Genomic DNA, 21935 nt, shown 5'->3' with positions numbered 1-21935 from the left:
TGGAGCCCGAAGAGCTAGAACCTGAGCTGCTTCCGCCCTTAGAGCTGGAGCTCGAGGAACTTCCGTCCTTGCCCGGCTTGTCACCTGGCTTGTCGGAATCATCTGGCTTGCCTGGCTTGTCCGGCTTGCCTGGCTTGTCCGGCTTGCTTGGCTTGTCACCTGGCTTACCCGGCTTGGTCGGGTCAGTCGGTTCGTTCGGCTTGGTCGGGTCAGTCGGCTCGCTCGGGTCCGTCGGCTCAGTCGGCTCGCAGTCGAGCTTGGTGCCCACGCGAATCACACGATCCTGCTTCTCCTTGAGAACCTCTTCAGAAGTTTCCGGCTCGCCCACAAACTCACCGTCCTCGAGATTCCAGGTGTTGGTGATTTCCTTCTCACCAGTGACACCAGGCTGATCCTCAATAACCTTGCCGGCTTCGAGGGTCTCGTCGTACTCGATGATGGTATCGAACGGAATCGGCGCAGTGTGCTTATCCGTCAGCTGGGCCTCACCCTCAGCAGGACCGACCTCGACAATGCGGTCGACAGGATCGCTGATTGTCTCAGACGAATCCTCCTTGACCACATTGCCGTCGCTGTCAACCGTAATCGTGACAGTGTGCTTGACCTCGCCTGGAGTTCCCTCCTGAACAACCTTGGTTTCGCCAGGCTCCAGATCCGGGTTAGTACTGACCAGGGTGTCGAACGGAGTCTTTTCAATCCACGAGTCAGACGTGGTCACCGGCTCACACTTTTCAGTCGGCTCACTCGGGTCCGTCGGCTCACTCGGGTCCGTCGGCTCGCTCGGCTCAGTCGGCTCGGTCGGGTCCGTCGGCTCACTCGGGTCCGTCGGCTCAGTCGGGTCAGTCGGCTCGCTCGGGTCAACAGGAGGCGTCGGCTCGCACTTGCACTTAGTGCCCACGCGAATCTTTCGATCCTGCTTGTCCTTAGTAACGGTCTCCGAAATCTCCGGATCGCCTACTGGCTCACCGTTCTCGAGCTTCCAGGTCTTGGTGATTTCCTTCTCACCGAACTCACCGGCCTGTTCCTCGACAACCCTGCCGACTTCCAGGTTCGGGTCGTACTCAATGAGGGTGTCGTACGGAATCTTCTCCGTGTGCTTATCCGTCAATGCGGTCTCGCGACCCTTGGCCGGGCCAACCTCGATGATCTGGTTTACCGGGTCGCTGATTTTCTCAGAGGACTCATCCGTGGAGATTTCCCCGTTGTCAGCATTCACCTTAACGGTGTGCTTGATTTCGCCCTGCTTACCTTCCTGGACGACCTTGGTCTCACCAGGCTTCAGCTCAGGGTTGACCCGAACCTCGACCTCGAACGGAGTCTTTTCAGTCCACTCGATGGTCGTGGATGCAGGCTTGCCCTTGGTACCGACCTTGATGATCTTCTTGACCGGCTCAGCCACTCGCACGGTTTCGGTCTTGGAATCCACAACCGTCGAGTTCTCGATGGTCTGGGTCGTTGTGACCTTGTCCTTGCCTAGCTTGCCTTCCTGGACAGTCTCCTGCGTGCCGGCTTCCAGATTCTCGTCGAAGATGATCTCAGTCTCAAACGGGACGTCTACCTCGTACTCAGTAGTGTGAGTGCCCACGGTCTTCGTGCCAACACGGATGATCTGCTTGACTGGCTCCTTGGTGCGCTCAGTGGTCACCTTAGGGTCACCGGACGGCTTGCCGTCCACAATCTTCTGAGTCGAAGTTTCGACCTCAGTTCCGAGTTGACCCTCCTGATCAACGACCTGCTTACCCTTTTCCAGGGTGTCGTCGAAGACAATTTCAGTCTCAAATGGAATCGGCTTCTCGGTCTTGGTCACCAGTTCCGATGGCTCCACACCAGGACCGTACTCAATAATGCGAGTAACAGGTTCCTTGGTGGTCTTCTCCTCGGTTACCTCAGCCTTGTCGCCCTTGGCGGTGAAGTTAGCAGTAAAAGTCTTCTCACCGTTTTCGCCTTCCTGGACAACCCTGATTTCACCAGGTGCCAGGTCCGGGTTCTCGCGAACCTCGGTCGGGTACGGAATCGGAACCGTCCAAGTTACAGTCTCGGCGCTTTCGCTTTCAGTAACCTTGGTTCCGATGACGACGACCTCATTAACCGGCGCCTCGGTCTGCTCCCACTGGCCGTCCTTGGTCATCTTTTCCTTGCCAGGAACGCCCTTGGTTTCAACCTTGTACTCGCCGGCAGGAATGGTGTCGTCGTACTTGTACTCGACCCTGAACGGGACCTCACGCGTCGGAACGTCGACAACGTTAACCACAGCGTAAGCGGTATCCGTAGAGCCGTCCTCGTAGGTCACGGTGACCGGAATCTTGACCTGGTCACCCGGCTTCGCATCCGCAGGGGCGGTTGCGGTGATCTCGCCATTGTCGTCAATACTGACAGTCCAACCAGCCGGAACTTCGCCCAGCTCGTATGGGTTATCCTTGGCGACGTTTACGTTATCCGGCTTGTCGAGGTTTAACGGCAGCTTTGCGGTATCCCCCGGGTACACCATCTCTGTTGGGTAAGACGGATCTGCTTCCCAGGCATTAGTCAGCTTCACGACGGTAGTAACCGGCGTCTGAGTAGCACGACCGCCTGGGGCATTAACCGTCACGGTGACGGTATTCTTGTCGCCCGGCTTCGCATCGGCCGGCGGAGTCGAGGTAACGACACCGGTGTTCGGGTCAACCTTGTACTCCCAGCCGTCAACATTCTGAGTGAGGACCGGCTTGCCGTCTTTCTGTCCGAAGGAGAAAGTAGAGCCCTCCGGCGGACCGTCGACATGATGTTCGACGGACTGACCCGGTCCAGTGGTCTGGACATCGTAGTTTGCCTGCAGGTCACCCTTAATAACGACAACGGTGCCTACAACCGTCTGCGGCTTCTGCTTGCCCTCATCACTGTAGTGCGCGAGGACTGGGACATTAAGAATGTCTCCTTCGTGCGCGTCCCTCGGAATGGTGGTCTTAATCTCACCAGTCTTCTCATCAACGTAGACAGTCCACGTCTTGCCATCCTTGCTGGTGAGGGTGGTCTGGTTAGTGCCGTCCTCAAAGGTGTAGCGCGACGGGGCCTCATCGGTCGTGTTGCCGCTCAGCCCGCGCTCGGGGAGTTCCGGAGTGAGGCTGACGTTCGCATTTGGCTGACCAGTTACAGTGTCGTAAGTCGGGATCTTGATGTCCACGATCGCCTGGAACTGGACCTCGATCTCATCGGTGGTCTGGTCCGGATAGGTCGCCTTCACCTTCGGAGTGATGACGGTTCCCGGCGCGACAGAGTCGTCCGCCTTCGCGGTGACCTTACCTGTTTCGTCGACCTTGACGGTCCACCCTTCCGGGACAGTGGACGGGTCAATCTCAAACTTGGCCGGGGGAACCGGCTTATGGCCCTTCATGATGGACTTGGTGGTGATCTGAGAGGTGATGTCTTCATTCACCTTGCCCTTGGCAAGGCCCGGGCGCACCAGGTCAGTGACCTGGGTATTGTTCGGGTCGACCACGACGAGCAGCTCAAGTTCATCGGTGGAGCCATTCGAGTACTCGACGGTGACCTTCGGGCGTGCGAAGGTGCCCGGCTTCGGGTTCTCCGGAGCGGTGACGGTGACGTTATAGTCCTCGTCCATCTCGACGGTCCAACCCTCGTAGACGTACTTCTCGTCCAGCTCGACCTTGGCCTCGAAGCCGCCGTCACCCTTCTTCTTCACCAGATCCTTGATCTTATCTGGTACCTGCTTGAAGACGACTTTCTGCGGCTCGGTTGCCAACGGGCCGGTAGCGCTATCCACGCCCGAGATGATCGACGCGTCCTCCTTGTCGTACTTCGGGGAGTGGAACTCGGTGTCGTCCAGGGAGAACGCCTTGGAGTCGATGACGTTTGCCTTGTTGTAGCGCGTCAGCGAGTTGGAGCTGTCGAAGGTAGCGCCTTCACCGAAGTTGTTGTTCTCAGCAGCCGCCTGGAGCTGGTCGACGGTACGTGGCTTCGCCAGAACTGAGAAGTTCACGTTCTTGTCAGTTGCCAGGTCAGTACCGCGGTACTCAGGCCAGGTGAAGAAGATGTCTCCGTTGTCCGCGATACGTAGCAGCTGCTCGCCGCCGGATGCTGCCGGGTCGGTGGTGCCGATGAACCTGCCGTTGCCGTCGTATGCCTCTACGACCATGCGGGACATCGAATCGTCCGTGCCGCCGTTCTCAACAGCAGGAACGTTGATTTTACCGACCTTGGTTTGCTCACCGGGGACGATGACGTGCTTCTCGAAGTTCTCCCACGACACCGTGATCGGGTTACACTCGATGTTCTCGCTCGGCCACGGGTTCACGATGGCCGTAAAGGATGCACTGTCTCCCTGGGTGGCAAACGGGCCGGAGGTACGGTCGACCTTATAGTTTCCCTGCCAGGCGTAACGTACCGGGTTAGCGGCAGCGGCCTCAGCGAACTGCTTGACTTTAGCATCGGTCAGTTCCGCGTAGAGGTTCAGGTTTCGCTGTTGCCTAGAAGCAGTAATTCCGAGGATTTCGTCGGCCTTGTGCGTGACTGACTTGTCAACAAAGGTCTCACCGGCACCCATAGAGGAAACCTGTCCCGCATCGAGGTACGCACCCATAAGGCCTGAATTGGAAAAGCTCCAATCAGCGAACGTGCGGTCTTTCGAGTTATCAAAGGCGACGCTCAAACCCCACCGGGTTTTGTTGGGGCTGCTCCCGCTTGGTTCCAGGGTGGTCCAGCTGAAACCAGCCTGGCTGCCCTGCGGAGCGTTCTCCGAGACAACACACGAACCGGCCGGCAGGTCGGAGGCCTTCTGGGCATCCTTCTCCACCGCGCCGGACTTCTCGCGGATGCCACCGGAGAGTTCTGCAGCTACCGCCTCCGGCTGTGAAGAGACAAAATTCGGAGCAACTCCGATTGCACTACCAACTACGGCTGTGACTGTTAGCACAGCCAAAGGAGCGCGTACGGAGCGCTTCTTGAGCACTTCCGGTAATTTCATACGCATTTTGCGTCCTTATCCAATTTCCCTATCCTTACCCACCTGGTACGGGCCCGCTGGCACCTCGCCGATTCTGTTAGCGAGACTTTGATGTTCAACACCTGGATGTTCACCACCCAGAAAGCTCCATAACACTTCAACATGAACCGTAAAAAGGGCGTTCACCACAGTTTAGCATGCAAAATTAACACCATATACCCTGGTAATACCCCCAAACACCCCTGAAATTTCGACGAAAGCAAGGCTTGACAAACTGACACAACGAATACAAAAACACCGCCCACCGAAACTACTTTTGGTTTCCGTGGGCGGCGTTTTTGTTTGGCTACAGCCTTTGCCTTCGCTCTTATCGATGCACTACTCACTTATGGCCACGCTACAGCGCAACGATAGGTGAATAGCGTGGCCACAAGTGCCGGGCACTACTGCGACCATGCTCTCCTACGACTCAGACTTGGTATCCGATTCCTCTGATTCCGACTTTTCGCCAGACGCAAACTCGCCTTCAACGACCACATCGGACTGAATAACCAGGCGCCCCTCTTCATCGTGGGTGTACTCAAAGCGCGGCAGCTCATTGCCCTCTTCGTCGTAGCCCGGCGCGGGTGCGGCTTCGTGCTTCTCCAACTTCTCTGGAGTATCGGTCTTCTCCCACTGGCGGGTAACCGGCTTGCGCACTGCCATGTGGTCATCACTCATGCCTTTGACCAAGGAGTACATCATCACAAAGTGGAGGAAGAAGAACGGTACACCGATGACAATCACCGCAGATTGCAGCGCTTCCAGTGCGGTTTCACCAGAGATCAGCAGCAGAGAAGCTGCCACAGCACCGATCATGACGCCCCACAGCACTCGGTAGAAGGTCGGAGCCTTGTTTTCCTCACCGGTGGACATCATGTCCATCACCATCGAAGCGGAGTCAATGGAGGTGACGAAGAAGATCATGATCACAAAGAGCGCAAACACACTGACAAGGGTTGCCAGTGGGTACTGCTCCAGCAGGATAAATAGAGCCGGCGAGGGATCCCCTCCTTCGACGACTGGTTCCGTCAGAATGCCCGGCTGCTCATTTTCCAGTTCGAAGCCAGCGCGGCCGAAGATAGAGAACCACATGATTGACACGATTGTCGGCAGTGCAATCACACCGGCAATGAACTGACGGACTGTACGGCCGCGGGAAATACGGGCGACGAACATGCCCACAAATGGCGACCAGCAGATTGTCCAGGCCCAGTAGAAGACCGTCCAGGCGCCCTGTTTCCAATTCGGGTTGACGTCGTAGGAGTCAGTCCAGAACATGATGCGAGGCAGCGCATCCAAGTAGACACCTGTCGTATCGACGGTCTGGCGCAGCAGCGTCAATGTCGGGCCCATGAGCAGCACGAAGACCATCAATGCCATGGCGGCCCAAATGTTCGCATTGGACAACACCTTAATACCTTTGTCCAGACCGCGGGCCACGGAAATCGAGGCAATCACAATAATGATGGCAATCAGAATGAGCTGCACCATCGAGTTTTCCGGGGTACCGATTACACGAGCAGCACCGGAGTTAATCTGCAGCGCACCCATGCCCACCGATACCGCGATACCGACGACGGTACCGATGATGGCGACGGCGTCGATAAGCTTGCCCGGCCATGAGTAGATGCGGGTACCGAGCAGCGGCGCGAAGATGGAGGAGACGCGCGGCGGCAGGTGACGCTTGTAAATGAAGTACCCGAGCGCGAGCCCCGGCAGCGCCATGATGACCCACATGTGAATACCCAGGTGGTAGATGGTAAATGCCATCGCAGTGTTCTGAGCTTCGCGGCTCATCGGCTCTTGACCGAACGGCGGGTTGTAGGCATGGTTGAGCGGTTCAGCCACGCCCCAGAACATCAGCATGGAGCCAGTACCACCGGCGAAGAGCATGCCGAACCATTCGGCGATGGTGTATTCGGGCTCTTCGTCATCATCGCCAAGCTGGATGCGTCCGTAGCGGGACACAAACAAGCCGATGAGGAAGATAAAGCTTGCCGAGACACCACCGATGAACAGCCAGCCCATGTTAGACGTAACCCAATCGGAAGCGGCCGAGTAGGCATCCCGAGCGGTATCCCCCAGCGCTATGGTCACTGCCACAAAGAGGACAATGAAACCCATCGCCGTCGTGAAGATCAACGGGTCGGTCGGCAGGTTCTTAAGAAAACCGCCCGACTTCTTTTCTTGCGTTTTTACTTGTGGCGTTTGTGTAGATCCCATTATCGGGGTCAGCGCCTTTCACTTCTAGATTGTCTGTCTCAGAAAAGACAGCTCGGAAGACACATTCCTCCCAAGTCGGTTATCTACGTTACAAAAGGAAGCCCAGTCATTCTCAATAACTAAGCCTTTGTGCTGTAATTGCGACTTTTTCCTTCGAGTTCACGCTGGTTTAACTGAACGTCAAAGTGGAAAACCTATCGTTCGACTCCATGCAGCTTTCCCGTCGCAGCGCTCTACGTTTAGGCGCATCCACCGCACTTGCCACTTCAGTCACGCTCGCTCATGCCTCTAGAGCTGCGGCTTCAGCTACACCGGGTTCGCCGTCACTGGCCTCCCCAGGGTTACTGCGTTCTCGGCCACAGCTCACCCACGGCGTTGCAAGTGGCGATATCCGCGGCGACGGCGCATTGATTTGGGCTCGCTCAGACCGCCCCGCCCATATGGTGGTTGAAACTGCTGCAACTGAGAGCTTCCAGAATGCCAAGGTATTCCGCAGTAACTCTCTGTTAACTCCAGACACTGACGGCACCGGACGTCTACGTGTCGTCGGTCTCGAACCGGGGCAGGAAATCTTCTATCGCGTCACGCTCGAAGAGGCAGATACTGGAATCTGCTCTGATCCCGTTATCGGCACCTTCCGTACTGCCCCAAACCGCGCATCCAACATCCGCCTGCACTGGTCCGGCGATGTCGCAGGTCAGGGTTGGGGAATTAACGACAAAATCGGTGGCTACACCGGCTTTTCCACCATGATGGAGCGCAATCCAGACCTATTCATTCACTCAGGCGACACCTGCTATGCCGACGGTCCGCTGGATGAATCCGTCACGCTTTCCGACGGCACTGTGTGGCGCAACCATGTCACTCCGGCCAAATCCAAGGTTGCTGAAACCCTCGAAGAGTATCGTGGCCAGTACTCCTACAACCTCATGGACAAGAACTACTTGGCCTTCAATGCGCAGGTTCCGCAGCTAGTCCAGTGGGATGACCACGAAACAGTCAACAACTGGTACCCCAACGAAGTCCTAGACGATGATCGCTATACCGAGCGCGATGTCAACACCCTGGCCAAGCGTGCCTACCAGGCCTTCCATGAGTGGCAGCCAATTGATCAACAAATGGCTGTAGATGGGCGCGTCTACCGCAAGGTTTCCTACGGCCCGTTGCTAGACATATTCATTCTGGATATGCGCAGTTACAAGGGAGAAAACACTTCCAATAATCCGCGCTCGACAACCGAAGAACCAATCCTTGGCGAAAAGCAGACCAACTGGTTAATCGACTCCCTCAAGGACTCCCGCGCGACGTGGAAGATTGTTGCTAATGACCTACCGCTTGGAATCATCGTCCCCGACGGCGACGATGGTGACCAAGAAAGCGTATCCAATGGTGCCGCCGGTGCACCTGCAGGACGTGAACGTGAAATCGCCCGCCTGCTCAGCGCCATTAAAGATGTTTCAAATGTCGTCTGGCTCACCGCCGATGTGCACTACACCGCGGCTCACCACTACAGCCCAGAGCGCGCACAGTTCACCGACTTCGCACCCTTCTGGGAATTCGTCTCCGGTCCTCTCCACGCGGGCGCTTTCGGCCCCAACGAAATGGATTCGACCTTCGGGCCGAAGGTGGAGTACGTCCACGCACCGGGTAAGGACAATGCCAACGCCGACCCCACACAGGATTTCCAACACTTCGGCGAAGTCGACATCGACGGCGACTCACGTGAGATGACCGTCCGTCTGCTCACCACTCGTGGCACCGAGTTGTGGTCGACAACGCTGAAGCCGCAGGCGTAGGCAGACTGTTCAACAGCGCGTGGCGGTAGCCACTAATTAGTGCGTTCCGCCACGCTTTACGACGGTCTCCTGCCCCGCAGCCTTCCAGGCCACAATGCCCCCGTCCAGATTGATGAGCTCCGGTATGGCGCCATCAGCCTCGGTATCGCTGGCCAACAGCTCAATTGCCTGTTGTGAGCGGGCTCCCGAGTGGCAGTGAATAATGATGCCCTCTGTCTCAGTAGCGTCGCCGGCAGCCTGTGCAAGTGCCTCATTCACAGCAGCCCACCCACGGCTGCGAATGTCGCCGAGTGGCACAAGCACAGATCCGGCAATGGCAGCCTCCGCGTGTTCTTCAGGCTCGCGTACATCGATGAGAGGCACACCCTCGGCAAGAAGCTCGTGCGCCGTGTTGGGGCCAATGCTGCGCATGCTCTGCGCCGGGGCCTCCTCGTGCTCGGTCCACGAAGCTGCGCACACCTGCGCAATTTCGGTCAAGTCGGAAACGGGTTCGCGCTCCGGGTCGGCCGCAAAGGACAGTGTGCGGGTGGTTGCCTCCAGGGCGTCGATAAGCACGAGTTTGCCGACGGCGACCTTGCCGACACCGGTGAGCACCTTGATAGCTTCGACGACCATCATGGAGCCAATCTGTCCGACCATTGCGCCGAGGACACCGCCTGCGGCGCACGACGGCACGGAGCCGGGGTCGGGGATGTCGGGGTAGAGATCGCGAAGCATGGGGCCGTGGCCGGGCCAGAAGACGGACAGTTGTCCTGCGAACTGCAGAATTGTGGCCCAGACCAGTGGCGTTCGGGTCAACTCCGCGGCATCGGAGGACAGGTAGCGCGTGGCGAAGTTGTCCGCGCCGTCGAGCACTACATCGTGAGTGGCGAAGAGCTCCTCAGCATTGTCGACGCTTAACCTGCCGACGATTGCGGTCACCGATGCCTCGGAGTCAAGGCGCCGCACGGCATCCGCGGCGGATTCGGCCTTCGGGCGACCAATGTCGGACTCACGGTGAATGACCTGGCGCTGAAGATTGGATTCGTCGACCACGTCATCGTCAATGATGGTGATGTGCCCGACCCCTGCCCCGGCCAGGTACAACAGCGCAGGCGATCCCAAGCCGCCAGCTCCGATAACGAGGACGCGGGAGGCTCGCAAAGTTCGCTGACCCTCGGCACCAAAGCCCGGCAATGTTAGGTGCCGTGCGTACCGGCGCAGGTCGCGGTCCGAAAGATTGACACCCTGCTCCGCCATTACAGAGAATCCTGCTCGCGTGCGCCGCTGACGCGCTCAGTGATGATTCCCTCAAACGACGAGCTCGCCTGGGCCAGTCGACGCCGTGGGATGCGACCCGACTCGCGAGCAGTCAGTCCTGCCTCAACGCCGAAGCGCATCGCTGTGGCCATGCCCACCGGATCATGTGCACGGGTCACTGCGGATGCCAACAGCACTGCATCGCAGCCAAGCTCCATCGCCTGCGCGGCCTCAGACGCGGTACCGATGCCCGCATCCAGGATGATGGGCACTTTCGCCCGGTCCACAATCAGCTCGATGTTGTGTGGGTTAAGAATTCCCAGGCCAGTACCGATAGGCGAACCCGCCGGCATGACAGCTGCACAGCCCAGATCCTCCAGCCGCTTGGCCAGCGCCGGATCGTCGTTGGTGTAGGCGAAAACGACGAAGTCGTCAGCTACCAACTGCTCCGCTGCCGCGACCAGCTCGACCGGGTCCGGCAGCAGCGTGTCCTCGTCGGCGATGACCTCGAGCTTCAGCAGGTTGGTTTCCAGCGCCTCGCGGGCCAACTGCGCAGTCAGCACCGCGTCACGAGCGGTATAGCACCCCGCAGTATTCGGCAGCGCCGCAATATTGTTGCGCTGCAAAATCTCAAAAACGTTCTGCTTCGTGCCGGGCGTAAAACGGCGCATCGCCACCGTAGTCAGCTCGGTGCCCGAAGCCACCAGCGCGCGCTCCAGCGTATCCATGCTGGTCGCACCGCCAGTTCCCATAATCAGACGGGAGTTCAACTCCAGCCCGCCAATGCGCAGCGGTTCGCGTGTAACTTCGCTTGCCGCCCCGGTTTCATTTTCCTGTGCAGACATCTTTGCTTGTGCGGAATTCGCGGTCATCTCTAGCCTCCCTGAACTGCTGTCACGATGTCGATGGCGCCTGCCACGGGTGTGGTCGTCCACTTGGCACGCGGGATTACCGCGCCATCCACGGCTACCGCGATTCCCAGGCGGGTGCCGTCCGCGGCAGTGCCGTCGTCGTTAAGCACGTGCCCCGTGTGCTTTGCGACGAGATCTGCGACCATCTCCCCCGCAGCCGGTGTGTAGCCTTCGCCATTGAGTGTTGTGGTGGACATAAGCGAGCCTCCTCTAATCGCTGAAGCGGAATGGATTGACGGCGGAAAGAAGCACCGGGTCGTTGTCAGTTTCTCGACCTGCGACGACATCGGCCGTGAGCTTGGAACCGATGGCGGTAAGCAGAATGCCGTGGCGGAAGTAGCCGGTCGACACGGTCAGTCCTGGAGCCACGCGACCAATCATGGGGACATCGTCTGGGGAGCCAGGCCGGGCGCGGGCGGTCATCTCGTAGATTTCGCAGTCGAGAATGCCGGGCACCAGGCGGTATGCGTCGCGGAGTAGCTGGTGGACTCCTTCGGCGGAGACACCGGTCAGGTCATCTTCACGCGAGGTAGCGCCGAGCACGACGGTGCCGTCAGCACGCGGGACGATATAAACCGGACGCCCCTGAACCACACCGCGAATAGTGCGAGTGACCAGCGGCTGCAGGCGCTCCGGTACACGCAGACGCAGCACATCCCCATAGACCGGGCGCAGCGGCAGATTCAGATTCTCCGGCAGCCCCGCGATGTCAGCAGTGTTCAGCCCCGCAGCCAGAACGACCTCATCGGCGAGGTATTCATTTCCGTCCGTACCGCGCAGCCCAATGGCTTGGCGGGGGTCGGCATCGGAAGCGTAAATAACCTCTTCCGCGCGGGTGCGGATGACGCGGTCTCCCAGAATGGTCAGCAACGCCTCGGCGAGCAGACGCGGATTGACCTGGTGATCTCCCGGAATATCCACCGCACCAACACAGCCCGGGCCCAACGCTGGTTCTGCCTGGCGCGCCTCGGTAGCGGTGATGCGGTTGATCTCCATGCCCATGTCGTGCTGCAGCTCAACAAGCTCGCTGAGTGTCTGCCGGTCGGCGGCATCACCCGCACACACGAACGTGGAATTCTCGATATAGCCAACATCGTGGCCCGATTCCTCGGCGATAGCCAGGGCAAAGTCGCGGTAGAGCTTGCCCGATTTCACCATCAGCGGATACAGCGTCGGCTGATCCCACACGACTTCGGCTACCGGCGCCAGCATGCCTGCTGCGGCGAAGGTTGCGCCGGAAACGGGCTCGGCATCGAGGACGGTCACATCGAATCCCTGGCGGAGTAGTCTCCATGCCGTCGCCAAGCCGATAATGCCCGCGCCTGCGATAACAACGCTCGACGACGTCTCCCCTGTGCCGCCCTCACTTGTCGAGGCAGCACCCATAGCGGCAGCATTCACTGCCATTCCTCCCTCCGGCGGCATAACCCGCATCAGGTAAAAGCGGTCGGCGTTACTCGCCCTCTCAGCCAGCGGCATCTCATCGATACCGAGTACGGCTCCCGCGGAACGTGGTACTCCCCCCATCATATGACTTCGGACTCACCGCCACGACACCGCATCCCCAACCTCGCCTAACATGGGGACATGAACGCCTCATCAGCCGCCACTCGCACAACACGACGCGCCCTGCTTGCCGACGCCCGCCTGTACCTCTGCACCGACTCGCGCGCATCCCGCGGTGATTTGCGCGAATTCCTGCACGCCTGTTACGAAGGCGGCACTGACATCATCCAGCTGCGCGACAAGAAAGTCGACACCCGCGACGAGATTGCCGCTGTGGAGACCCTCGCCGAGGTCGCCGCTGAACACGGCAAGCTCTTCGCCGTCAATGACCGCGCCGACATTGCCGCACTGACCGGCGCAGACATCCTGCATGTGGGTCAGGAAGACCTCACCACCGAGCAGGCCCGCCAGATCGTTGGCCCCGAGGTTCTCATCGGCCGATCCAACCGAAATCTGGACATGTTCGCCGCCTCGCTTGCCGACGATGGCATCGATTACGCGGTAATCGGCCCGGTGTATGCCACCCCGACGAAGCCCGACCGTCAACCCGTCGGAGTCGAGATGGTCCGTGAAGCTGCGGCACTGGTACGGAGGGTGCGCGCTCAGGGATCAGCGGAGTCCCACCAGGATTCCGTGGCCGATATTGTGCGCCCACACGACCGCGGCGCAAGTGACCCGGTAAAGCCATGGTGGGCAATCGGCGGTATCAACGCCGAGACCGCCGGCGAAGTTATCGCCGCTGGCGCGGAGCGCATTGTGGTGGTTCGCGCACTGACCGAGGCAGAAAATCCGGAAGAGGCAGCGTGTGCTCTGCGCGCTGTGGTTTCACCAAGGAGCTAGAATCATGAGGATTCTTTCCCACAAGGACGAACTTCTCGCTCAGGCCAAAAGCAACAGTAATGGCCGTGCTGCGGAAATTGTTGTCCACGACGGCCCGCTGCGCCAGACTCTCATCGCATTGACTGAAGGAACTGAGCTTTCCGCCCATAACTCACCGCCCGCAGCCTCGATGCTTGTTCTTGTTGGCGAAGTTGAAATCACCGGTGCCGATGAAACCACGATTTCAGAGGGCAATCTCAAAGTGCTCACCCACGTCAAGCATGGCGTGAAAGCTCTAACAGATTCCGTGTTTTTGCTGACCACGGTCACAGGCGTCGACGGAATCGACAGCCACGGCGACAAGTAGCAATCAGCGCCTACTCCCCGGCGAACGTCTCCAACTGCCGAATGGCACCGGAGACAATCAACAGGTCACCTGCGGTAATGCGGTCGTCGGCAAGCGCGGGGCGGAAGCGCTGACCGCGCTTTTGTACGGCGACGACCGTAATCGGTGCGCTCTGGTTAATCTCCGCCACTGTCTTATCCAGACAGTGAATCGGCGGGGCGACCTTACCGACTGCGTAGTCGCGATCGAACTCAAGGAAGTCCTGGACCTTGCCGCCGATTAGGTGCGCAATACGACGGCCAGTGTCGGCCTCCGGGCGAATGACGTGGTGAACACCGATCTGGCCCAGAATCTTGGCGTGAGCCTGGTTATCAGCTTTCGCCCAAATCAGCGGTACATCCATGTCCACCAGCGCGGACGCGGTCAGTAACGACGCTTCGATATCACTGCCGATTGCAATGACCACGCGTTCGGCTTCATCGACACCGAGCTGCTTCAGTACTTCCGGCATGGTGGTGTCGGCGGTAACCACGTGGTCGAAGGTCGAGGACAGCTCCTGAACCACCTTTTCGCGATGGTCTACACAGAGAACCTCGATACCGCCAGCGACCAGCTCCTCGCCGAGCGCCTGTCCGAAACGCCCCATGCCGAGAATGACAACAGGAGAAGAGCTGGCTTGGTTGGCGAAATGCTCTGCAAAACCAGCAAACGGGTTGAATTTCGAGTTAGCCAATGAAGGGCCTTTCTTCCGGATATTCGTAGATGCGCTGGCGTGGGCGGGCGGCCAAGGCCGTCGCCAAAGCGATCGGGCCAACACGTCCGGTGAACATCAGCACGATGAAGATTGCCTGTGCTGCCACCGGCAGATTAGCGGTTATGCCTGTGGATAGGCCTACCGTGGCGAAGGCACTGACTACTTCAAAAAGGATTTGATCAGTAGAAAACTGTGGCGCTAGGAAACTGACGGCGATCACTGCCAGAAAAACCTGGCCAATACCGAATGCAAGAACGACGAGGGCCTGACGCAGCACCTTTGGATTGAGGCGCCGCCGAGCCACGGACACGGAGGTGTCACCGCGAATCTCCGCGAGAACGGCGGCGAGAATGACTGCCGACGTCGTGATTTTCACGCCACCTGCAGTACCACCGGTGCCGCCGCCAATGAACATGAGGAAGTCAGTGCCCAGCAGTGTCGATGGGTGGAAGTCCGCGTAATCGAGCGCGTTGAACCCCGCGGTACGCGGGCTCACACTAGCGAAGAATGAGTTGAGTATCTTCTCCCCTGTAGTGAATCCAGACATGGCATTGGACCACTCACCAAATGCCACCATGATTGTGCCCAAAGCAATCAGCAGGATGGTGCCTTTGATAGTGAAGCGAGTAGTCAGAGACCAGCGTTTAGGCAACTGCCCTCGCGTGCGGACACTAAGCCACGCTTTCAGGTGTCGCCAAGCCTCGAGCAGAACAGAAAAACCCAGACCACCAACGATAAGAGAGAAGGCCAACGGCAAAAGTATCCAGGCATCACTGCGGAACCCAATGACGTTGTCCGTATACAGAGCAAAACCGGCATTGTTGAAGCTTGAGATGGCATGGAACAAGCCCTCCCACGCAGCTCTCCCCCAGCCGTACCCATAACCTAGGTGGAACCGCAGCATAAGTGCCACTGCCACAACAAACTCCACCAACAGCGTGAAGCTAACGGCAGCACGGACAACCCACGAGATCTCGCCCATGTCCATACCGCGGCCCTCAACGCGCGCACCGGCACGGCGGTTCAGGCCGAGCCTTCCTGCTACGAAGAGGCCAAAAAGAGAAGCCAAGGTCATGAACCCGAGGCCACCCAGCTGAATCAACAACATGATGACGACTTTGCCGAAGGTTGACCAATGGGTAGCCGTATCTACGGTGATCAATCCGGTCAGGCTCGTTGCCGAGGTGGCTGTGAACAGCGCATCAGACAGCGCCGTGGGCAGGCACATATCCCCAGGGCTCGGGGCACACTGCCCCGTGGGGTGGCTATTGGCTGCCGAAATCGGCAGCATTAACAAAACCGTGCCAACGGTTATGAGGGCGACATAACACCACACCACCAACGTCGTGGGACGAACTCCCCGACGTGATTTAGTGGTCTGCCGCGACAGCGTAATCACCATCGAAACGTTAGTCCTCGTGGCCAGCGGTGTCGAGGGGATCCGAGAATTCTGCCCCTTACGCGTACCCGACTAATAGGGGAACTGCCTTACGCCCCATGCACAGTTGCAATATCCGTACACAATTCGCGCTTAATCCCCGCCCCCACACCCCACCCCGCTTTGGCTACTGCGGAAACCTTGAGTTATGGTCAGATTCATGATGACACCCCTGATGAACACACCCGCGCCGTGCGGCGCACAGTGGTGGTGGCTCGCTTAAGTCTGCGAGCAACGTCACGTCATCTCATTAATGTCGACGGCAAACCCGTCAAGTACGAGCTCGCAAGAAGATAAATCTGGCGGGCTCTTTTCTTTTATCGGTTCGAGACTTTTATCGGTTCGACAAAGAGAACCAGGGCCCGCTGAAATAAACAACAGCAACGAAAGGCCCCCTCAATGACTGATTACAACCCCAGCGCGGATGCCATCGCCAAGGCTTCAGCACCGACTGCAACTAGGGTGCCGTCGGCAAGCGTTAACGGCGCGGGCGAGGTGCGCGAAACCCTCTTACCTGCATTTTTCGGTCGCTTCGGCGGACAGGAAGTGCCAGAGTTCCTGCTGCCAGCTCTCGATGAACTGGAAGCGGCTTACATCGAGGCGATGAGCGATCCGGAGTTCCAGCGCGAGCTGGAAGAACTGCGTCGCGATTTCCTCGGCCGCGCGACCCCGCTGTTCGAATGCCGTCGTCTATCCACGCCGAACACGACGATTGTGCTGAAACGCGAGGATTTGAACCACGGCGGCGCGCACAAGGGCAACAACGTGGTCGGCCAGGCGCTGCTGGCAAAGCGCATGGGAAAAACCCGCCTCATTGCTGAGACGGGTGCAGGCCAGCACGGCACGGCCACCGCGATGGCCGCAGCGCTGCTGGGACTTGAGTGCGAGATTTACATGGGCGCGCACGATGTCGCCCGCCAGCACCCCAATGTCGAGCGCATGGAGCTCATGGGCGCGAAGGTCGTTCCCGTCACCACCGGCGAGGCCGGTTTGAAAGATGCTATTGACGAGGCACTGGTCGAGTGGAGCAAGACTCTCGACTCCACTTTCTACCTGCTGGGCACCGCCGCCGGTCCGCACCCATTCCCCACTATCGTGCGTGAATTCCAGCAGGTCATCTCGGAGGAATCACGCAGCCAGATGGTCGAGCGTTACGGCAAGCTTCCCGACGCTGTGATCGCAGCCGTCGGTGGCGGCTCCAACGCCATCGGTGCATTTGCTAACTACATCGACGACTCCGATGTCGCCCTCATTGGCGTCGAGCCCGCAGGTGAGGGACTCGACACCGATCGTCACGGCGCGCCCATCAATGCGGGCAAGACTGGCGTCCTTCACGGCATGCGCTCATTTGTCATGCTTTCCGACGACGGCGAGGTGTTGCCATCGCACTCCATCTCGGCGGGCTTGGATTACCCGTCTGTTGGCCCGGAGCACGGCATGCTGAAGGAGAATGGCCGCGCCAGCTATGTCGGGATTACCGACGAGGAGGCGCTGGAAGCGTTCCAGCTGCTCAGCCGCATGGAGGGCATTATTCCGGCGATGGAATCCTCGCATGCGCTGGCGCAGGCCATTAAAATTGCGCGACTCCGTGAAACCGACCCTGCCGCTGGTAGCGAGCTCGGGCTGCCGGTTCACGAAGGCGATGAGCCTTTGCTGTTGCTCGTGAACCTGTCGGGTCGCGGTGATAAGGATATGGAGCAGGTCCGGGAGTACCTGAACCAGTAGGAATAACCAGTAGGGATTGCTTCCCCACTAGCTGCCTAGCAGGAATCGGACCAAAGCTAATTCTTGTTAGGCAGCGCGGCGGTCGTCGGCGGCGATGCCCTGGTTCGGGTTCGCCTCCACGATGGCTTCGGCAAGCAGCGATGCCAGCGCATCCTGCTTAGATTCCTTGCCGTCCCGGAAAATCGGGGACACAGTATCCATAATCTCGTTGAATGCGTTCATCAGAGGTCACCTCTCTTAAGATCTCTTTGATCTTTATTGTTGGACTTCTCCAACCGATTCTTTGCGATTCCGCAGTTGAAACAATGTTTCATCGAACCGATTGGAACTTATGACTTGCAACCGTAGACCACAACACAAGACCTGGCAAGCACTAAACTTTATTTTTAGTTAACCTTTTGTTAACTTTTGGACGTTTTTTAGCGCAATCACTGCACCACAAACAGCGCCCCTCAGCGCCACCCCAAGCCTCGCTTCACCGCTCCCGACAACGGTTTCAAAAATCACGCTTTTACACAGCCAAAAACAGGGCGCGGAAGCATCTTTCGGTCGGACATAAACTATCCCCACTAAAAGCGCTTGCAACCATCGTTGAACATGAGTTACACACCGCGCTCAATCGTCACCCCGTGCGGGGATAGCCGCCAACTCCTCAGAGGCCAACCCCATCGGCAATTAAAGAAAAAGGGTCCCCTGCCAGCGGAAATAGACCACCGACAGAGCTGCCGGCTGTCAAAGATGCTGCCACGAAGGCCACCCCACCCCACTATCGACCCAACCCCAGCCTCACTTGATGTGACCGCAGCCACAGAGCCCTCAATCTGAGGCGGTTTTCCGCCTTTACAGCGAACGGGCGATCAAGAAAACAGAGGCCCAACGGCCCCTTCCAGGAATGCCCCAACATCGGCTCTACCTGTGGCCGCCGGTAGAGGATTTAAAGCAGCGATTTGCTCGTCGAACTCCCTATCTCGACCGGCTGAAAAACACCCCTGAAAGGGTGAGGTAAATCACACCGTGAGCGCCACTAAAGCCGCTTTAACCACGACCAGTAAATACCCCAATACGCCGAACAGCCTCTTCCATCTCGGAAGTCTCACCGGCGAAGCAGAGGCGAACCCACTCATGGCCGTTCTCTGTGTCGAAGTCGATTCCAGGGGCAACGGCCACGCCCGTTGCGGCCAACAGTTCCCGAGCCCATGTCATGGAGTCGACGGAGTTCGGGTCGTCGTAAAGCCCTGCGATATTGGCGTAGATATAGAAACCGCCGTCGGGTGGGGCGATATTACCGAGACCGACGCGGGGCAGTCCCTCGAGCAAAACGTCGCGGTTGCGTGCGTAACGCGTCACGTGCGAATTGAGCTCGGCAATGGACTCGGGGCTGAACGCTTCCACCGCCGCTGCCTGCGAAATTGCCGGTGGACAGACAGTGAGGTTGGCTTCGAGGCGATCAAGCGGCGCACGCAGCCACTTGGGAACGATTAGCCAGCCGACGCGCCAGCCGGTCATCGAGAAGTACTTACTGACACTGCCGACCACGACTGCCGCGTCGGAGAACTCGCGTGCAGACGCACACTGTCGGCCATAAGTAATGCCGTGATAAATCTCGTCGGAAATGAGCAGGCAATCGTGCTGCTCACACCACTTCGCAATGGCACGCAGCTCGTCGGCATCGATAATGGTGCCAGTGGGGTTGTCCGGGCTGGTGACAATCACGGCCTTGGGCACGCGCGGAAGTGCCTGCAGGTGCTGGGCGGTGAGCTGGAACCGGGTCTCAGGACCACAGTCAATCTCGACAATGTTGGCGCCGAGCGCCTGCAGCGTATTGCGGTATGCGGGATAGCCCGGGCGCGCGAGCACAATGTCATCGCCAACGTCGAGCGCTGCGAGGAAGAGCGCCACGAAACCGCCGGAAGAACCGGTAGTGATGACAACATCAGCGGCCTCCGTGGCCGTGCCGTAGTTTTCACGATGCCAGGCGGCGATAGTTTCACGCAGCTCAGGCGTGCCGACGGCCGCTGTGTAGCCCAGAACCTGATTTTCTAAATCAGCACGCGCACGGGCAATCGCGGCAGCCGGGGCCGCGGTCGCGGGCTGTCCCACGCAGAGGAATAGAGCGTCACCATGAGTACGCTGACGCTCCTGTGCGAGCGCGAGAACATCCATCACATGGAAGGGTGCGACCTCACAGCGGCGGGATGCTAGGTCGCGCTGGGGCTGGGATGCCTGCGGTGACTGCGAGGAGTTTAACGGCTGCGGTGACTGCGACGACTTTGGCGACTGCGGAGATTCGGCGTGCATACCTTCATCTTTGCAGCCACCGAGGCCACCCGGGAAATCCAGTTCATCCCGGGTGGGTGCACCAGTGAGGTATCCGAGTGCAGCCTGAACACCTCGGGCATTATTTAGATGGAAATGCGGCCCTCAACTGCAGGTAGTGCAATGTCGGTGCGGTAGTGCGAGCCCTCGAGCTTAATGGTCTTGATGGTCTCGTACGCCTTGTCGCGGGCCTCTTCCAGCGTGTCACCAACGCCGATGACGTTGAGCACACGACCACCAGCGGAGACCAGCTCACCCGCAGCATTGCGGGCAGTACCTGCGTGGAGAATGCCATCTGCCCCACGGCCAGGCTCTGCACCTTCAATGACATCACCCGTGCGCGTCGACACCGGGTAGCCTTCAGCGGCCAGCACAACAGTCAGAGCGTAACCATCACGCCAAGACAGCGGACCGAAGTCCGCCAATGTTCCGGTAGCAGCGGCGTTGAGCAGCTGCGCCACCGGGGACTCCAGCAGCGCCAGCACGGCCTGGGTCTCCGGGTCACCGAAACGGCAGTTGAACTCAATGACAGCCGGGCCGTCCTCGCCCCAGGCCAGACCTGCGTACAGCAGACCCTGGAACGGGCAGCCACGAGCGGCCATCTCACGAGCGACCGGCTCGCAGACCTCGGCGACAATGCGCTCAGTTGCGCCTTCCGGCAGCCAGGACAGCGGGCTGTAAGCACCCATGCCACCGGTGTTCGGCCCCTCGTCATTATTACCGACGCGCTTGTGATCCTGAGCCGGCAACAGCGGGACGACGGTTTCGCCGTCGACCAGGCAGAACAGGGAAACTTCCGGGCCGTCCAGGAAGGACTCCAGCAGCACCGGGTTACCGGCTGCCAGCACCGCCTTTGCGTGTTCGAGAGCCTCAGCGCGGTCCTTAGTGACCACGACTCCCTTGCCAGCAGCCAGACCGTCATCCTTCACGACCCAGTTCGGGCCAAAGCGGTCAATGGCGGCCTCGATGTCTTCGTCGGAAGCCTCCGGTTGGATGGCCTCTGCCGAGGCGGTCTTTACCCCAGCCGCCTTCATGACGTCCTTAGCGAAAGCCTTGGACCCCTCAATCCGAGCTGCATCAGCATTCGGTCCGAAGACTGCGAAACCAGCGTCGCGCAGCGCGTCTGCCACACCCGCGACCAGCGGAACCTCAGGGCCAATAACAACCAAATCGGCCCCAATTTCCTTGGCCAGCGCAACAGCGCCAGCGGGGTCATCCACGACCAGTGGATGCATGGTTGCAATTTCACTCATACCCGCATTACCAGGGGCTACGTGAAGATCAGTAGCCTGCGGGTCCTTACTCATTGCGTACAACAGGGCGTGCTCACGGGCACCGGAGCCAATTACGAGGATGCGCATAGCAATCATCTTACTAATCAGCCCGGATAACTCTCATCGCACCCAACCCCTCAATCCGCTATTCGGGTTACCCTTGGCACATGAGCACAGTATTTACCAAAATCATCAACGGTGAACTCCCCGGTCGTTTTGTCTACCGCGATGACAAGGTCGTCGCATTTTTGACCATCGAGCCAATTGCGCCTGGTCATACGCTGGTCGTCCCTGTTGAAGAGGTGGACAAGTGGACGGACGCCTCGCCTGAGCTATGGGCTCACCTCAATGAGGTTGCCCAGAAGGTTGGTCAGGCTGTTGTCTCCGCTTTTGACGCTCCGCGTGCTGGCTATCTCATCGCCGGCTTCGAGGTTCCCCACACCCACATTCATATCTTCCCTGCCCACGATATGTCCGGGTACAACCTACAGTCGGTAGATCGCAATCCTTCCGCAGAGTCCATGGATGAGGCCGCCGCTAAGCTACGGGAGGCCCTCGGGACTGACGAAGACGGAAAGTTGGTGCGCTAATCGCCGCTTCAAACGAG

General features: G+C 58.9%; 16 protein-coding genes and 1 riboswitch. Of the genes, 5 read left to right on the top strand and 11 right to left on the bottom strand.

Translation table 11 applies throughout. The annotated features are described in order from the left end of the window. Both HMPREF2820_RS10285 and HMPREF2820_RS10280 read right to left on the bottom strand, forming a co-directional pair. Positions 1-4960 (bottom strand): G5 domain-containing protein (locus tag HMPREF2820_RS10285; protein ID WP_083308479.1); only part of this gene is annotated, 4960 nt, incomplete at its 3' end. Positions 4961-5401: 441 nt separating this feature from the next. After that, the gene (locus HMPREF2820_RS10280) at positions 5402-7204 is read right to left on the bottom strand and encodes a BCCT family transporter (protein ID WP_069359126.1); all 1803 of its coding nucleotides are present in this window, start codon (positions 7202-7204) and stop codon (positions 5402-5404) included. 209 nt (positions 7205-7413) lie between these two features. On the opposite strand from HMPREF2820_RS10280, the gene HMPREF2820_RS10275 reads away from it, so the two are divergent. Beyond that, a complete protein-coding gene (locus tag HMPREF2820_RS10275) occupies positions 7414-9000 on the top strand; it encodes an alkaline phosphatase D family protein (protein ID WP_070603958.1) in 1587 nt (528 codons plus the stop codon). A gap of 36 nt (positions 9001-9036) precedes the next feature. On the opposite strand, the gene HMPREF2820_RS10270 is transcribed toward HMPREF2820_RS10275, so the two are convergent. From HMPREF2820_RS10270 to thiO, 4 genes are read right to left on the bottom strand one after another with little or no spacing between them, the layout of a single operon-like run. Continuing rightward, a complete protein-coding gene (locus HMPREF2820_RS10270) occupies positions 9037-10239 on the bottom strand; it encodes a ThiF family adenylyltransferase (protein ID WP_070603957.1) in 1203 nt (400 codons plus the stop codon). Further along, positions 10239-11084, bottom strand: coding sequence for a thiazole synthase (locus tag HMPREF2820_RS10265; protein ID WP_070603984.1), 846 nt, complete (start codon positions 11082-11084; stop codon positions 10239-10241). The genes HMPREF2820_RS10270 and HMPREF2820_RS10265 overlap by 1 nt, the downstream gene beginning before the upstream one ends. 29 nt (positions 11085-11113) lie before the next feature. Continuing rightward, a complete protein-coding gene (thiS, locus tag HMPREF2820_RS10260) occupies positions 11114-11347 on the bottom strand; it encodes a sulfur carrier protein ThiS (protein ID WP_070603956.1) in 234 nt (77 codons plus the stop codon). 13 nt (positions 11348-11360) lie between these two features. Then, positions 11361-12536: a glycine oxidase ThiO gene (gene thiO / locus HMPREF2820_RS10255; RefSeq protein WP_070603983.1), complete on the bottom strand. Its 1176-nt coding sequence runs from the start codon at positions 12534-12536 to the stop codon at positions 11361-11363. Between the two features lie 7 nt (positions 12537-12543). Next, positions 12544-12666, bottom strand: a riboswitch (TPP riboswitch). 71 nt (positions 12667-12737) lie between these two features. On the opposite strand from thiO, the gene HMPREF2820_RS10250 reads away from it, so the two are divergent. After that, positions 12738-13496 (top strand): thiamine phosphate synthase, encoded by a 759-nt coding sequence (locus HMPREF2820_RS10250; protein WP_070603955.1) that lies wholly within the window; start codon positions 12738-12740, stop codon positions 13494-13496. A 4-nt stretch (positions 13497-13500) separates the two neighbouring features. Next, a complete protein-coding gene (locus tag HMPREF2820_RS10245; RefSeq protein ID WP_070603954.1) occupies positions 13501-13842 on the top strand; it encodes a cupin domain-containing protein in 342 nt (113 codons plus the stop codon). A 10-nt stretch (positions 13843-13852) separates the two neighbouring features. On the opposite strand, the gene HMPREF2820_RS10240 is transcribed toward HMPREF2820_RS10245, so the two are convergent. Then, positions 13853-14554 (bottom strand): potassium channel family protein, encoded by a 702-nt coding sequence (locus HMPREF2820_RS10240; RefSeq protein WP_070603953.1) that lies wholly within the window; start codon positions 14552-14554, stop codon positions 13853-13855. Continuing rightward, the gene (locus HMPREF2820_RS10235) at positions 14547-15977 is read right to left on the bottom strand and encodes a TrkH family potassium uptake protein (protein ID WP_016421426.1); all 1431 of its coding nucleotides are present in this window, start codon (positions 15975-15977) and stop codon (positions 14547-14549) included. The genes HMPREF2820_RS10240 and HMPREF2820_RS10235 overlap by 8 nt, the downstream gene beginning before the upstream one ends. A gap of 435 nt (positions 15978-16412) precedes the next feature. Here HMPREF2820_RS10235 and trpB point away from each other — a divergent pair, with 435 nt between their 5' ends. Then, positions 16413-17738, top strand: a complete 1326-nt coding sequence (trpB, locus tag HMPREF2820_RS10230; RefSeq protein ID WP_016421427.1) for a tryptophan synthase subunit beta — start codon at positions 16413-16415, stop codon at positions 17736-17738. A gap of 66 nt (positions 17739-17804) precedes the next feature. On the opposite strand, the gene HMPREF2820_RS10945 is transcribed toward trpB, so the two are convergent. The 3 genes from HMPREF2820_RS10945 to purD form a co-directional block, all read right to left on the bottom strand. Continuing rightward, entirely contained in the window at positions 17805-17960 is a 156-nt protein-coding gene (locus HMPREF2820_RS10945) for a hypothetical protein (protein ID WP_016421428.1), read from the bottom strand. Positions 17961-18773: 813 nt separating this feature from the next. Then, positions 18774-19901 (bottom strand): aminotransferase class I/II-fold pyridoxal phosphate-dependent enzyme, encoded by a 1128-nt coding sequence (locus tag HMPREF2820_RS10225; RefSeq protein ID WP_042388927.1) that lies wholly within the window; start codon positions 19899-19901, stop codon positions 18774-18776. Positions 19902-20140: 239 nt separating this feature from the next. After that, on the bottom strand, positions 20141-21415 hold the full coding sequence (purD, locus tag HMPREF2820_RS10220; protein ID WP_070603982.1) for a phosphoribosylamine--glycine ligase: 1275 nt from the start codon (positions 21413-21415) through the stop codon (positions 20141-20143). An 80-nt stretch (positions 21416-21495) separates the two neighbouring features. Between purD and HMPREF2820_RS10215 the strand changes: the two genes are divergently transcribed. Continuing rightward, the gene (locus HMPREF2820_RS10215; RefSeq protein WP_005511554.1) at positions 21496-21918 is read left to right on the top strand and encodes an HIT family protein; all 423 of its coding nucleotides are present in this window, start codon (positions 21496-21498) and stop codon (positions 21916-21918) included. The last annotated feature ends 17 nt before the right edge of the window (positions 21919-21935 follow it).

It is taken from the genome of Corynebacterium sp. HMSC064E08, assembly GCF_001811805.1.
GTDB classification, from domain to species: Bacteria; Actinomycetota; Actinomycetes; order Mycobacteriales; family Mycobacteriaceae; genus Corynebacterium; species Corynebacterium jeikeium_D.
The sequence above is the reverse complement of the archived record's forward strand: the minus strand, read 5'-3'. Positions and strand labels throughout refer to the sequence as shown.